Origin of the sequence: Achromobacter sp. SD115 (assembly GCF_017355315.1) — a bacterium.
GTDB classification, from domain to species: domain Bacteria; phylum Pseudomonadota; class Gammaproteobacteria; order Burkholderiales; family Burkholderiaceae_B; genus Achromobacter; species Achromobacter xylosoxidans_B.
Genome location: NZ_JADIJM010000020.1, coordinates 34978 through 48261, shown reverse-complemented (window position 1 = coordinate 48261; position 13284 = coordinate 34978). Strand labels below are relative to the sequence as shown.

Below are 13284 nucleotides of genomic sequence, written 5' to 3'. Positions count from 1 at the left end.
ACTGTGACGCAGATCATGGAAACGCAGATGACCCATGCCGTACAGCGACGGCTATACCCGTGGAATCGTTCAGTGCCCTTTGCGTACTTACTGTGTGCGCCCCTGGCCGCGTATGCGCAACCAACGACGCCGTCGACGTGGCCAACGCTACCTGTTAATTTCAGCGCTCGGTGCCCGCCAGTCCCACACGTTGATTCCGCTTCCTGGGACGATCTTGTGCAGGCATATGTCGCCCTCGCTTTCCAATACGCGGAATGCGCGGCCCGACACCGGGCCCCGTTCGATGCTCGGGAAATGCCTAAGCGGTAGCTGGGACGACAGCCGGCTGCGCGGCTGCTTTCTTTCTGGTGCCCAGCTTGCGGAGGAGATTACGAGAAGGCCGTTCGATTAGGTAGTAGGAGATAGTAGCCGTGCAAATCGCCAGAGAGATCTTGTCGGCCAACCGCAGCCCTACAATCTCGTTGGACATGACCACGTTGAGCAGGAAGTGTGTCAAGTACAGGGAATAGGAGATCTCGCCCAGGAACACCGAAACCCGGTTCCCGAAAAGAAGGTGTCCCAGGCCTTTATTGCACAGCAGGCCGCCGATCAGCAGCAGCGCACCGCAGGTCATGATCCACGATTGAAACGGGACAGTGCATGCATATCCCAGGATGGCGATCCCAGCAACCACCAGAGCGTCAGAAACGAGGGTAGGGAGTTTATTGATGTCCTGGACGACGCGATAGAGAGCCACGCCAGCGATGAAGACGGACGTGAACTGAACCAGGAAATTGCCGTGGGACAGGACAATGTTGCTCGTATCGACGCCAGCGGCCTGCAAGAGGCCGATATGGGGCATTTTCATCAGAATCCAGACCATGGCAGCCATTACGGCAGCCGCGAACACCTTGGGCAGCTTGAACAGGATCAGCGCGGCGAACGGGAACCAGATATATGCGAACATTTCCACGCTGATGGTCCAGGACAGCGCGTTCCATGAAAACTGATTGACGAAGCCCCAAGCCTGGATCAAGAGCAAATTCAAGCCGAAAGTGAAGGCCGTTTCATTGGGCGTTCGCAGTGGATATCCAGCTTCCATGAGGGCAAGAAAGGCCAGAAGTGTAACTAAATGCAGAGGGTAAATCCGGGCCACTCGTTTGTAAAAGTAACTGCCGTAGGCGCCAAGATTGACCGACTTTCGGAACTCCGGATAGACGTGAGCCATCACGAATCCGCTCAGGACCAGGAACACGATCACGCCCGAGAAGCCGTATAGCAAGATCTGCATGAAAAGCCCTTCGCCTTTCATGCCTCCTCCCCAGGTGTAGTGCATCAGAACAACCCAAAGCGCCGCATACCCACGAACTCCAGTGAGAGCCGGGATGTTTTGTATCATTTTTATTCTCTGTAAATTCGAAATTTGGGCCGGATTGTAGCCCGTGTGCGCCAAAGTGGTGCGCTAGGCAGTCCTACCGCTGTAGAGGGAAAACCACCATGGCGAAGTAGGTAAATTTCGCAGCCATGTTGTGGCTCTGCGAGCACCGTGGCCGTTGACTCATAATCCGTCGGTGCCAAATTCGACTCTCGGGGGCCTACCAAGAAAGACGCGGGTCTCCAAGTAATCCGAGACCCGTCTATTTGCACATCTGGGATTTTGATTCTTTGGCGCCCAAGCGCGACTTCGGCTGTTTTCCGATCCGTCGTGGCGCCGCAGCAATCAATCGATGACTTCCGCGCAAGCATCCGTCGGCGCCGCAGCGACATCGCCGACGACCGGCACGATCTTGATGGCGGCCGATGCAATGCGGCAAGGGGCGGCAACCACGCCGCAACCGGACGCGGATAGGCACAGCATTGAAATCAAGATCCACTTCATTGGCCGTACTCGAAAATAGTTGATCAAGGCGCAGCCCGGGCAAGGGCTGGCGGTGTCCCGCGGCGTCGATGTCGATTATGTTCAGACGCGGATTTCCATTTGAAGAAAATGTGCGCGATGCATGGCGAAGGCGGCATTCTGCTGTGCGTCTCCATGCCAACAAGCGGGGAAATGTTGGGCAAGTGTAATGACACTTGCTCGTCTTGGAACAGGACGTAACGCAGCCCCTGTTTGCCTGGCGCCAGGGCCGGAGAATCCCAGGTAGGATGGTGGCGTTCCTGCCGGGCGCGCCCGGCAGGGCATCCAACAAAAAGAAGGAGCGCTACATGCTTGATACTTTCCCCAAGGCAGGCCGAGCGGGCGTGATCGCCGCGATGCTCGGCGTGGCTAGCCTGTTGTTTACCGGCTGCACCACGACCACCGCTCAATCCTCGGCCACGGCTGCGGAAAAGCGCCAGGAGCTCGATACCGCCGCGGACGCCACTCTGACCAAGCTTTATCAATCCTCGTCGCAGGCCAAGCAATTGGTCGAACGCGCGCGCGGGGTGTTGGTGTTCCCCGGCGTATTGAGTGCAAGCTTCATCGTGGGAGCTCAGCATGGGTCCGGCGTGCTGCGCGTGAGCGGTTCGGATACCGGCTACTACAGCATCACGGGCGGTTCTATTGGCTTGCAGGCTGGCGCCCAGTCCAAGGCCATGGTGGTGTTGTTCATGACGGACGATGCCTTGGCCAAGTTCCGCGCCAGCAGCGGTTGGACGGTCGGGGCGGACGCGACGGTCGCGGTGGCCAACGTGGGCGTCAACGGCAGCATCGATACCAACACCGCGCAACAACCCATCGTCGGTTTCGTCTTGAACAATGGCGGCCTCATGGCCGGAGTGTCAGTGGACGGCAGCAAGATTTCGCCGCTGTTGTTGTAGCAGGCGCGCGCGCTCTTACAGGCCCATGGCCTTTTCCCAAGGCAATTGGGGAGGCATGGCCTGCGTCATTGCATCCACAAAAGCGCGGATGCGCGGCGATAGGTGCCGGTTCGGCAGATAGACCAGCTGGACCGGCGCACCAGGCGCCATCCAGTCGGTCAACACCAGTTTCAGGCGTCCGTCCATGACGGCGGCGTCCGCGATGAAGCTGGCCATGCGGGCGATGCCCGCGCCGGCCACCACGGCATCCAGGATGGCTTCGGGATGGTTCACATTCAGGTTGCCCGCAGGCGTGATCGTGTAGCGCTCATCGCCTTTCTGGAAATCCCATTCGTGATATCGGCCGGTCTGCCATTGGACGTAGGCCAGGCAGTTGTGCCGTTCCAGTTCGGCGGGTGTGGCCGGCGTGCCGTGCACGGCCAGATAGGCGGGGCTGGCGCAGGTGACGTAGCGCAGCTGGGACAAGGTCTTGGCGATGAGGCGCGAATCCGCGGTGACGCCGATACGTATGGTGGCATCCAATCCTTCTTCGGCCAGATTGGGCATGCGGTCGCTGAAATCGGCGTTGATCGATAGTTCCGGGTAGCGCGCGGTCAGCGACAGCAGCGCAGGCATGATCACCTTTCTGCCCAACCCGACCGGCGCATGCACGCGCAGTTTGCCGCGCGGACTCTCGCTCGCTCCCGTTACTTCGGCCTCGGCGGCCTCCACTTCGAGCAGGATATGGCGGCAACGCTGCAGCAGCAATTCGCCATCGTCCGTCAGCGACAGGTTGCGCGTGGTGCGGTTGAGCAGCTTCACGCCCAACTTGGCTTCAAGCAGTGAAACGCTCTTGCTCACCGACGCGGTTGAGATATCGAGCCGGTGCGCCGCGGCCGTGAAGCTGCCGCTGTCCGCGACCCGCACGAAATTCAGAACATGCTTGAGATGGTCTATCAGGATGTACATGGCGCTCGGGCTGATGGGTGCACGCCATCTTAGCCATTCCCACGCGGAAAGTTAAAGGTGATTTGCCCTCGAGTCCGTTTATCTGCCGCATGCCTGTCCCTACACTGAACCGCAATGTTGGCAGGTTCAGAAGACGACACGACAGGAGGCATGGGTGGAGATCCAGAGCAGTGCGCAGGCAGCGGGCGGACCCGAGCGGATTTATCTAGATGGGCTGGCGGCGGGCCGGTTCCAGATTCAACGTTGCGAGGATTGCAGCCAGGCGGTGTTCTATCCCCGCTGCGTGTGCCCCCATTGCGGCGGCTTGGCATTGCGCTGGTTCTCGCCTTCGGGTGAGGGAGTGGTGTATGCCACCACGACCGTGTACCGCAAGCCGGAGCAGGGCGGAGACTACAACGTCTGCCTGGTGGATTTGCCGGAAGGCGTGCGGATGATGAGCCGGGTCGCGGACCTGGCGCCCGCGCAGGTGCGTATCGGCATGCGCGTCAGCGCCCGGATCGTGGCGGACGGCCATGCCGCGCAAGTGGTGTTCGTGCCCTCGGGGAGGACAGCATGACGCTGCGCGACTTGAGAGGCAAGACGGCCGTGGTCGGCGTGGGGCTGGCCGGGCTGGGACAGGCCAGCGGCCATAGCGAGCAGGAAGTGCTGGCGCAAGCCGCCATGGCCGCGATTGCGGACGCCGGCTTGAGCCTCAAGGACATAGACGGCATAACGACCTGTAGTTCCCTGTCGCCCATGTGGGCGATGTCGGTCGTTGAGTATCTCGGCATACGTCCGACCTTCGTGGACAGCACCATGATCGGCGGTTCCAGCTATGTGGCGCATTTGCTCCCGGCCATGCACGCGCTCGCTTCCGGGCAGTGCAATGCGGTTCTGGTCTGCTACGGCAGTACCCAGCGCACCGCCACGTTCAACCGTGCCGATCTGACCCGCGTGCGGAAATTCCTCGACCCGCAGCCCTACGAAACGCCTTATGACCCGCCTCTGCCCGTGGCGGCCTACGCCTTGGCCGCGAGCCGCCACATGCATCAGTACGGCACCACGCGCAAGCAGTTGTCTGAAGTGGCGGTAGCAGCGCGGAAATGGGCGCAGTTGAACCCTGAAGCCACCATGCGGGAGCCGCTGTCGTTGGCGGACGTCGAGGCGGCGCGTCCGGTCTGCGAGCCCTTTACGGTGCGCGACTGTTGCATGGTCAGCGACGGCGCCGGCGCGTTCGTGCTGACCCGGTCGGACCGCGCGCGCGACTGCGCCCAGAAACCGGTGTACGTGATGGGCAACGCGACCGCGATTTGGAACCGGCAGGTTTCGTCCATGCATGACCTGACCGTGACCGCAGCGCTCGAATCGGGCAAGCGCTGCTACGAGATGGCCGGCGTCTCAGCGAAAGACATGGACCTGGCCATGCTGTACGACGCCTTCACCATCAACACCATCCTGTTCCTGGAGGACCTGGGGTTCTGCCGGAAGGGCGAGGGCGGCGCGTTTGTGGACGATGGCGCGATCGCGCCCGGCGGGCGGCTGGCCGTCAACACCAACGGCGGCGGCCTGTCCTGCGTGCATCCGGGCATGTACGGGGTGTTTCTCATGGTCGAGGCGGTCAGGCAGCTGCGTGGAGAGTGCGGTGAGCGCCAGTTGAGGGATCCGAACCTGGCCCTGGTGCACGGCAACGGCGGCACGCTGTCCAGCCAGTCCACCGCGATCCTCAGCGCGTTGCCTACGCTGTGACCGTCCAACAAGTTTGCGGTGGAAGCGGCGCAACCGCGTTCACCGCCATGGGGTAAGCAATGTTGAACAAGATCGTGCCTTCCCTGGAGGAGGCCGTGGCCGGGGTGGCGGATGGCGCCACGCTGCTGATAGGCGGGTTTGGCGCTTCCGGCGTGCCGACGGAACTGCTGCAGGCGCTACTGGAGACCGACGCGCGCGAACTGACCATCGTCAACAACAACGCGGGCAATGGCGAGCAGGGTTTGAGTCAGCTGATCCGGGCGGGGCGGGTGCGGAAAGTGATCTGCTCCTTTGCGCGCTCGTCGAATCCCAAGAAGCCCAATGCCGCGGCGTTCGGAGAGTGGTATGCCGCAGGCAGAGTCGAACTGGAGGTGGTGCCGCAAGGCACGCTGGCCGAGCGCTTGCGCGCGGCCGGAGCCGGCATGGGTCCGTTCTTCACGCCCACTGCCTACGGAACCCGCTTGGCGCAAGGCAAGGAAGCGCGCGTGATCAACGGCCGCGGCTACGTACTGGAAGAGCCGCTGCCGGGCGATGTGGCCTTCGTGAAGGCGCAGTACGGCGACAGCGCGGGCAATCTGACCTACCGCTACGCCAGCCGTAATTTCGGACCCGTGATGTGCATGGCCGCGAGGTTGACGGTGGCCCAGGTAGACCAGGTGGTGTCTCTGGGGGAACTGGCGCCGGAACAGGTCATGACGCCCGGGATTTTCGTTCAACGCATCGTCGAGTGTCCCAATGAGTATCAATAGCCTGTCCCGCGCGCGCATGGCTCAGATCGTCGCCGACGACATTCCGCCCGCCTCCTACGTCAATCTGGGCATCGGCATGCCGACGTCGGTGGCCGACTATCTGAAGCCCGAGCGCGGCGTGGTGCTGCACAGTGAAAACGGCATCCTGGGCATGAAAGGACTGCCGCCGGGCGTCGCGGTCGATAGGGATCTGCTCAACGCCAGCAAGGAGCCCGTTGCGCTGGACATCGGCGCCTCGATCACCGACCACGTGGTGTCCTTCGCCATGATGCGCGGCGGCCATATCGATCTGACCGTGCTGGGCGCCTTCCAGGTTTCGGCCGACGGCGACCTGGCCAACTGGGACACGGGACGCGAAGACTCGATTCCAGCCGTGGGCGGGGCCATGGACCTGGTAGCAGGCGCCAAACGCATCTTCGTAATGATGCAGCACGTGGACCGGGATGGCCGCCCGAAGATCGTGCCTGAATGCACCTATCCCCTAACCGGCAAGGCCGTGGTCGATCGCATCTACAGCGATCTGGCAATCCTGGACATCACGCCGGACGGACTGCGTGTGCGGGCGATGGTGCGGGGCCTGGATTTTGCGGCGCTGCAGGCGCGGACCGCGGTGGACTTGAAGCTGGACGATGCATGGATCGAACTGGCGCCCTGAATTTCAGGTGGACGCCGTCATTGGAGGAAGTCATGAGCTGGACGCAGGAGTTGGACGAACTGGCACGCCGCAAGGAGTATTCCCTGCGCATGGGCGGCGCGGAAAAGGTGCAGCGTCAGCACGACGCGGGCAAGCTGGACATCCGCCAGCGGATCGAACGGCTGGTCGATGGCGGTTCGTTCGTCGAGGTGGGAGGTTTGGCCGGAAGCGGCGAATATGACGAGCAGGGCCGCCTGGTCCACGTGATGCCGTCGAACGTGATCATGGGGCGCGCGGCGCTGGACAGCAAAAGCGTCGTAGTCGTGGGCGACGACTTCACCGTGCGCGGCGGCGCGAACGACGGCGCCGTGGGCGACAAGATGATTTTTGCCGAACAAATGGCGTTCGACCTGCGCTTGCCGCTGGTACGCCTGATCGACGGCACGGGCGGAGGCGGCTCGGTCAAGAACATCGAGAAGATGGGGCATGCGCTGCTGCCGAAGATGAAGATCTGGGCCTACGTGGCGCGCAACCTGGCCCAGGTCCCTGTGGTGTCGCTGGCCCTCGGGTCGGTGGCCGGCCAGGGGGCCGCGCGCGTCGCCGGCAGCCACTACTCCGTCATGGTCAAGGACACCTCGCAGCTTTTTATCGCGGGGCCTCCGGTGGTGGCCAAGATCGGCCAGAAACTGAGTAAGAACGAGCTGGGTGGAAGCGCCATACACACCCGTAACGGCGTGGTGGACGATGAGGTGGATTCCGAGGACGAGGCCTTTGCGGCGGCCCGGCGTTTCCTGTCGTATCTGCCGGCGTCGGTCTACGAACTCGCGCCCAGGGGAGAGGTCCCCGTCGCCGCGGCGGAGCAGGAATGGCTGCGGACCGCCATTCCGAAGGATACGCGCAAGGTCTACAAGATCCGGCCGATACTGGACACCTTGTTCGATCCGGGCACCGTGTTCGAAATCGGCCGGCATTGGGGCAGGGCGATCGTGGGCGGGCTGGCTCGGGTGGATGGCTGGCCGGTGCTGTTCGTCGCCAGCAATCCCTATCACTACGGCGGCGGCTGGGACCGGCACACCGCCGAGAAATTCACCCGTCTGGTCGACCTGGCAGAAACCTTCCATCTTCCGGTGGTGAACCTGGTGGACGTCGCGGGCTTCCAGATCGGCCTGGAGGCCGAGAAGGACGGCGTGATGCGCGCCGGAGTCAGGGCGCTGACGGCGGTCTCGCAGTCAACGGTGCCGTGGTTTTCCCTGATCATGCGGCGGGCCTTCGGCGTGGCCGCGGGCGGCCATCAGAATTCCAGCCGTTTCAATTTCCGCTATGCCTGGCCTTCGGCCCAGTGGGGCTCGCTGCCGATCGAGGGCGGGCTGGAGGTGGCGTACCGGTCGGAGATCGAGGCGGCCGCCGATCCCGAAGCCAAGCGCGTGGAAATCGAGGCACGAGTGCGCGCCCTGACGTCGCCCTTCCGCAGCGCGGAGGCCTTCGTCATCGAAGACATCATCGATCCGGCCTGCACGCGTGCGCGCCTGGTCGAGTTCGTGAATCTGGCCGCACCGCTGCGCCAGCCTGGCCAGGTGGCCACTGGATACCGGCCCTGAGGGGATGCAGATGAAGAAGATCCTGATCGCCAACCGGGGAGCCGCCGCCGCGCGCATCCTGCGTGCCGCGAAGGCGCTGGGCCTGCGGTCCGTGGTGGTGTACTCCGAGGCCGATGCTGACCTTCCGTACGTTCACCAGGCCGACGAGAGTGTCTGCATCGGGCCGGCGCCGGCGCGGGCCAGCTATCTCAACCAGGACCTGCTGCTCGAGGTCATGGCGCGTTGCGGCGCCGACGCGCTGCATCCGGGCTACGGATTCCTATCCGAGAACGCGCAGTTCGCGCGCAGAATCGAAGAGGCGGGGCATTGCTTCATCGGACCTTCGTTCAAATGGATCGAGGTGCTGGGCAACAAGGCCAGCGCACGCGAGCTGATGCAACGGCATGGCCTACAGGCAGGCGGCAGCACGGGCATCCTGCCCCGGGATGACATGGCGGCAGTACGCCAGGCGGCCGAGGCGCTCGGGTATCCGGTGCTGATCAAGCCTGCGGGCGGCGGCGGCGGCATAGGCATGATCCCCGTCCACGATCCGCGGGCGCTATCTGATTGCTGGGAGCGCGCCAGCGCCATGGCCGAAAAGGCCTTCGCCAACCCCGCCCTGTACATGGAACGATTCGTGCCGTCTCCGCGGCATATCGAATTCCAGTTCCTGGCGGACAGGTTTGGCAATGTCTTGTCCTTGTTCGAACGCGATTGCTCCACCCAGCGCAGATACCAGAAGGTGATCGAGGAAGCGCCGGCGCCGGCCATCGACCGCCAGGCCGTCGCCCGCATGTCGCAGCGGCTGTCGGCGATCCTGGGAGAGATCGGCTACGACGTCATCGGCACGGTGGAGATGCTGTACACGCCGGACAGCGGCTTTTCGTTCCTTGAAGTCAACACGCGTTTGCAGGTCGAACACGCCATCACGGAAGCGGTGACCGGCGTGGACATCGTGCTGGCGCAGATCCGCTTGGCGGCCGGCGAAAGGCTGTCCTCGGTGATCGACAGGCAGCCTGTCGCGACGGGCCATGCCATCGAGGCGCGCGTCTATGCCGAGGATCCCGTGCGCTTCCTGCCTTCGCCCGGCGTCCTGAAGATGTTCGAGTTGCCGCAGTGCCGTCCCGGCTTGCGGATAGAGACAGGCTATGCGCAAGGCAACCGGGTTTCCAGCCACTACGACCCCATGGTGGCGAAGGTCATTGCGCACTCGGTCGATCGCGCCGCCGCCATCGGCGAACTGAGCAGCGCGCTTGGCCGCATGCGGGTAGAGGGCATCAAGACCAACATTCCCATGATTCTTCAGGTGCTCGGATCGGAGCGGTTCCGGGCTGGCGCAATGACTGTCGACGGTTTGCAGGAAGTGATTTCAACAGAGTCGGTAAAGGAGCTTGCATGAAAAAAATAGTCTCCAACGTGGCGGGCCGCGTGGTCGCTTGTTGCGTGGAAGAGGGCGTGCAGATTCAGACGGGCGACGAGGCGTTCAAGGTCGAGTCGATGAAGATGGAAATCCCCGTTGAAAGCGAGGCGGCAGGCCGTATCGCCAAGGTGCTGGTGGCGGTTGGCGATGAAGTGGAGGAAGGGCAGGATCTTGCGTTGCTGGATTGAGGCGGACCGCCTCTGAACCTGGATAAAAAAAGCGAGGAGACAATGTTCAAGACAATCAAAAAAGACGCGCCCGCAGCTTTTGCGCGCAAGCATCCCCTGAAGACCCTGGCGCTGCTGGGATGGGCGGCCCTGCTGGGCGCCGGCGCGGTGGGCGCGCAAACCACGCAGGGCTTTCCGAACAAGCCGGTGACCATCAATGTGCCGTTCTCGGCGGGTGGCACGACCGACATCCTGGCGCGCGTGATAGGCCAGCGCCTGAGCGAGCGCTGGGGCGTGTCGGTGGTGGTCGAGAACAAGCCGGGCGCGGGCGGCAACATCGGCACGGCGCAAGTAGCACGGGCCGCGCCGGACGGCTATACGCTGGTAATGGGCACGATCGGCACGCACGCCATCAATCCCAGCCTGTACAAGTCCATGCCCTACGACGCCATCAAGGACTTCGCGCCGATCACGCGCACCGCCATGGTGCCGAATGCCCTGGTGGTGCCCAAGAGTGCGCCGTATGACACCGTGAAGGAACTGATCGCCTACGGCAAGACCCATCCGGGGAAGCTCACCTTCGGCTCTTCCGGGCACGGGAGCACGCTGCACATGTCCGGCGAGACTTTCAAGATGATGACCGGCGTCGACATGGTGCACGTGCCCTACAAGGGCAGCACGCCGGCGGTGACGGACCTGCTGGGCGGCCGGATCTCGATGATTTTCGACAACCTGCCTTCGGCGCTGCCGCACATCAAGGCCGGCCGGCTGAAGGTGCTGGCGGTGACCTCGGCGCAGCGCAGCGATCAATTGCCCGACGTGCCCACCGTGGCGGAGGCCGGCGTTCCCGGCTACGAGGTCGTGTCGTGGTTCGGCCTGTGGGCTCCCGCCAGGACGCCGGACGACGTCGTGGCGGAGATCAACAAGCAGGTAGTCGCCATCATTCAGACCCCCGATATGCAGAAGCAGATCCGGGACCAGGGAGCGGTGCCCAATCCCGATACGCCCGTGGAGTTCGCCGCCTTCATCGGCAGCGAAGGCAGGAAGTGGGCCGAGGTGGTGCGCCGCGCCAACGTGACGACCGAGTAGGAATTCGACAGTGCCGCGTCTGCCGGATGACGCCGGCAGGCGTGCTTTGAGGAGACGCAGCATGGAACGCATGATGCAAGGCAAGGTGGTGGTGGTGACCGGGGCGGGAGGCGGCATAGGCCGCGAGGTGGCTCTGCAACTGGCGGCCGAGGGCGCCAAGGTCGTGGTCAACGACATCGGGGTCGCTCTCAATGGCGACGGCCTGTCCACCGAGCAAGCGCCGATAGCGCCTGCCGACGCGGTGGTCGCCGAGATACGCGCCGCGGGCGGCGTGGCGGTCGCCAACTTCGATTCGGTCGCGACGCATGCGTCCGCCCATGCGATCGTTCAGTGCGCGATGGACCAGTTCGGGCGCATCGATGGCGTGGTCAACAACGCGGGCAATCTGCGCGACCGCTCCTTTCACAAGATGAGCGAGGAAGAATGGCGCGCGGTCATCGCGGTGCATCTCGATGGCACGTTCTTCGTCAGCCGGGCCGCGGCCACGCACTTCCGCGAACAGGCGGGCGGGGCGCTGGTGCACATGACCTCGACCTCCGGGCTGATCGGCAACTATGGCCAGGCCAACTACGGCGCGGCCAAACTGGGCATCGTGGCCTTGTCCAAGATGATCGCGCTGGACATGGGCCGGTATGGCGTGCGCTCCAACTGCATCGCGCCGTCGGCCTGGAGCCGCATGACCAGTTCCATCCCCACCGACACGCCGCAACAGCGGGACCGGGTGGAGAAGCTGAAGAAGATGGAGGCGGGCAAGATCGCGCCGATGGCCGTCTACCTGCTCAGCGATGCCGCGCAGGAGGTCAGCGGCCAGATATTCGCGGTGCGCGCCAACGAAATCATGCTGATGAGCCAGCCGCGTCCCTTGCGGTCGGTGCATTTCAGCGAAGGCTGGACCCCGCAGCGTATTGCCGAGATCGCCATTCCGGCGATGCAGAAGCACTTCTACCCCCTGGAACGCTCACCCGACGTGATGAGCTGGGATCCGATCTGACTCCGAGTCCATGGCCGTGGAATCGTCTTTTGGAAAAAGGGGAGGGAAGTCATGCGATTAAGCCATGAGCAACTGTTGAACTACGAGTTGCCGGAGATCAGGCAACGCTACGTGGCGCGCGACGTCATGCTGTACGCGCTGTCGGTGGGCCTGGGACAGGACCCTCTGGATGCCTGCGATCTTGCCCATGTGGGCAGGCGGCACGATCCACTGGTGCTGCCATATATGGCCGTGGTTCTGGGTTATCCGGGCTTCTGGCTGAACGCGCCCGATATCGGGGCCGATACGGTGCGGCTGCTGCACGGCGAGCAGGGGATGGAACTCTTCCATCCCATTCCCGCCGCCGGCGAACTGATAGGCAAGACCCGCGTCGTCGAGGTGGTGGACAAGGGCGAAAAGGGACTGCTGCTGTATTCCGAGAAAACCCTGACGGATGCCGGCACGGGAGTGCTCATCGCGCGGACTTCCGCAACCCATGTGCTCCGGGGGGATGGCGGCATGGCGAATGCCGGCAAACAGGCGCGTCCGGCGCACGCCATGCCCGGCAGTCCGCCGGACTGGACCGTGCGGGTGCACACCCGGCCCGAGCAGGCGCTGGTGTATCGGCTCAATGGCGACTACAACCCGCTGCACAGCGATCCGACGATCGCCCGCGCCGCGGGATTTCCGCGGCCCATACTGCACGGGCTGTGCACCTTCGGCATGGTGTCGCACGCCGTCGCCAGGCAGTTGCTGCCTGAGACGCCAGGGGCCGTGCGTTCCGTGTCGCTGCGATTTTCTGGCCCGATGTATCCCGGCGAGACCCTGAGGGTGGACGTCTGGCGGGACGGGTCCTTCCGGGCAACGGTCGTGGAGCGCGACGCGGTCGTCATCGACAATGGCGTGTTGCGGGGCGCCAGCGTCGGATAGGGCGGGCCGGTCCAGGCGGCATGCTTGAGGGCGACGCGCATTTGCGCGCTGCAAAATGGAAGAGCGCCCCAGCTCAAGGTGAGTCTGAGGCGCTCCTGCCCGGCTTCGCACGCGATGGGTGTCAGACAGCCCGGCAACTCAAATCTACTGCTGAGCCTTAGGCTGGACAATAGGGAAAACCCTTGAATATTAAAGGGTTACAAGATGGCTGCCCCCCCGCGTGGCGACTGGCCTGCGCTGGGCGCTGAAGTCGGTCAGCTGTCAATGGGGCCGCGACAACTTGATCCGCCTCGGTAT

General features: G+C 63.6%; 14 protein-coding genes. 11 read left to right on the top strand and 3 right to left on the bottom strand.

The window, feature by feature from the left end:
• Positions 1-298 precede the first annotated feature (298 nt).
• On the bottom strand, positions 299-1378 hold the full coding sequence (locus IPU70_RS24340; RefSeq protein WP_207471234.1) for an acyltransferase: 1080 nt from the start codon (positions 1376-1378) through the stop codon (positions 299-301).
• Positions 1379-1699: 321 nt separating this feature from the next.
• On the bottom strand, positions 1700-1858 hold the full coding sequence (locus tag IPU70_RS24335; protein ID WP_207471232.1) for a DUF6726 family protein: 159 nt from the start codon (positions 1856-1858) through the stop codon (positions 1700-1702).
• A 326-nt stretch (positions 1859-2184) separates the two neighbouring features.
• Between IPU70_RS24335 and IPU70_RS24330 the strand changes: the two genes are divergently transcribed.
• Positions 2185-2778: a YSC84-related protein gene (locus IPU70_RS24330; protein ID WP_207471230.1), complete on the top strand. Its 594-nt coding sequence runs from the start codon at positions 2185-2187 to the stop codon at positions 2776-2778.
• 15 nt (positions 2779-2793) lie between these two features.
• Here the strand turns inward: IPU70_RS24330 and IPU70_RS24325 are convergent, their stop codons facing one another.
• Positions 2794-3726, bottom strand: a complete 933-nt coding sequence (locus IPU70_RS24325) for a LysR family transcriptional regulator (protein WP_207471228.1) — start codon at positions 3724-3726, stop codon at positions 2794-2796.
• A gap of 154 nt (positions 3727-3880) precedes the next feature.
• Here IPU70_RS24325 and IPU70_RS24320 point away from each other — a divergent pair, with 154 nt between their 5' ends.
• The 10 genes from IPU70_RS24320 to IPU70_RS24275 all read left to right on the top strand — a co-directional run bounded on the left by IPU70_RS24320 (position 3881) and on the right by IPU70_RS24275 (position 12987).
• Positions 3881-4282 carry an OB-fold domain-containing protein gene (locus IPU70_RS24320; RefSeq protein ID WP_207471225.1) on the top strand — a complete coding sequence of 134 codons (402 nt, stop codon included), beginning with the start codon at positions 3881-3883 and terminating at the stop codon, positions 4280-4282.
• Positions 4279-5451, top strand: a complete 1173-nt coding sequence (locus IPU70_RS24315) for a thiolase (RefSeq protein ID WP_207471217.1) — start codon at positions 4279-4281, stop codon at positions 5449-5451. The genes IPU70_RS24320 and IPU70_RS24315 overlap by 4 nt, the downstream gene beginning before the upstream one ends.
• A gap of 59 nt (positions 5452-5510) precedes the next feature.
• A complete protein-coding gene (locus IPU70_RS24310; protein WP_207471216.1) occupies positions 5511-6200 on the top strand; it encodes a 3-oxoacid CoA-transferase subunit A in 690 nt (229 codons plus the stop codon).
• Complete coding sequence (locus IPU70_RS24305; RefSeq protein ID WP_207471215.1) at positions 6187-6855, top strand: 3-oxoacid CoA-transferase subunit B; 669 nt, start codon at positions 6187-6189, stop codon at positions 6853-6855. The genes IPU70_RS24310 and IPU70_RS24305 overlap by 14 nt, the downstream gene beginning before the upstream one ends.
• A 32-nt stretch (positions 6856-6887) precedes the next feature.
• Positions 6888-8432, top strand: coding sequence for an acyl-CoA carboxylase subunit beta (locus IPU70_RS24300; RefSeq protein WP_207471213.1), 1545 nt, complete (start codon positions 6888-6890; stop codon positions 8430-8432).
• Between the two features lie 10 nt (positions 8433-8442).
• Positions 8443-9810 carry an acetyl/propionyl/methylcrotonyl-CoA carboxylase subunit alpha gene (locus tag IPU70_RS24295; RefSeq protein WP_207471211.1) on the top strand — a complete coding sequence of 456 codons (1368 nt, stop codon included), beginning with the start codon at positions 8443-8445 and terminating at the stop codon, positions 9808-9810.
• On the top strand, positions 9807-10019 hold the full coding sequence (locus IPU70_RS24290; RefSeq protein WP_013392847.1) for an acetyl-CoA carboxylase biotin carboxyl carrier protein subunit: 213 nt from the start codon (positions 9807-9809) through the stop codon (positions 10017-10019). Before IPU70_RS24295 ends, IPU70_RS24290 begins: the two co-directional genes overlap by 4 nt.
• A gap of 42 nt (positions 10020-10061) precedes the next feature.
• On the top strand, positions 10062-11087 hold the full coding sequence (locus tag IPU70_RS24285) for a tripartite tricarboxylate transporter substrate binding protein (RefSeq protein ID WP_242702681.1): 1026 nt from the start codon (positions 10062-10064) through the stop codon (positions 11085-11087).
• A 61-nt stretch (positions 11088-11148) separates the two neighbouring features.
• Positions 11149-12078, top strand: coding sequence for an SDR family oxidoreductase (locus IPU70_RS24280; protein WP_207471209.1), 930 nt, complete (start codon positions 11149-11151; stop codon positions 12076-12078).
• Between the two features lie 51 nt (positions 12079-12129).
• Positions 12130-12987 (top strand): MaoC/PaaZ C-terminal domain-containing protein, encoded by an 858-nt coding sequence (locus IPU70_RS24275; protein WP_207471207.1) that lies wholly within the window; start codon positions 12130-12132, stop codon positions 12985-12987.
• Positions 12988-13284 lie beyond the last annotated feature (297 nt).

Excerpts from the sequence above, each read along its gene's own strand:
- IPU70_RS24330 (WP_207471230.1), top strand. The coding sequence starts at position 2,185 with ATGCTTGATACTTTCCCCAAGGCAGGCCGAGCGGGCGTGATCGCCGCG.
- IPU70_RS24335 (WP_207471232.1), bottom strand. The coding sequence starts at position 1,858 with ATGAAGTGGATCTTGATTTCAATGCTGTGCCTATCCGCGTCCGGTTGC.
- IPU70_RS24300 (WP_207471213.1), top strand. The coding sequence starts at position 6,888 with ATGAGCTGGACGCAGGAGTTGGACGAACTGGCACGCCGCAAGGAGTAT.
- IPU70_RS24295 (WP_207471211.1), top strand. The coding sequence starts at position 8,443 with ATGAAGAAGATCCTGATCGCCAACCGGGGAGCCGCCGCCGCGCGCATC.
- IPU70_RS24325 (WP_207471228.1), bottom strand. The coding sequence starts at position 3,726 with ATGTACATCCTGATAGACCATCTCAAGCATGTTCTGAATTTCGTGCGG.
- IPU70_RS24280 (WP_207471209.1), top strand. The coding sequence starts at position 11,149 with ATGGAACGCATGATGCAAGGCAAGGTGGTGGTGGTGACCGGGGCGGGA.
- IPU70_RS24285 (WP_242702681.1), top strand. The coding sequence starts at position 10,062 with ATGTTCAAGACAATCAAAAAAGACGCGCCCGCAGCTTTTGCGCGCAAG.
- IPU70_RS24310 (WP_207471216.1), top strand. The coding sequence starts at position 5,511 with ATGTTGAACAAGATCGTGCCTTCCCTGGAGGAGGCCGTGGCCGGGGTG.
- IPU70_RS24305 (WP_207471215.1), top strand. The coding sequence starts at position 6,187 with ATGAGTATCAATAGCCTGTCCCGCGCGCGCATGGCTCAGATCGTCGCC.
- IPU70_RS24315 (WP_207471217.1), top strand. The coding sequence starts at position 4,279 with ATGACGCTGCGCGACTTGAGAGGCAAGACGGCCGTGGTCGGCGTGGGG.
- IPU70_RS24340 (WP_207471234.1), bottom strand. The coding sequence starts at position 1,378 with ATGATACAAAACATCCCGGCTCTCACTGGAGTTCGTGGGTATGCGGCG.
- IPU70_RS24275 (WP_207471207.1), top strand. The coding sequence starts at position 12,130 with ATGCGATTAAGCCATGAGCAACTGTTGAACTACGAGTTGCCGGAGATC.
- IPU70_RS24290 (WP_013392847.1), top strand. The coding sequence starts at position 9,807 with ATGAAAAAAATAGTCTCCAACGTGGCGGGCCGCGTGGTCGCTTGTTGC.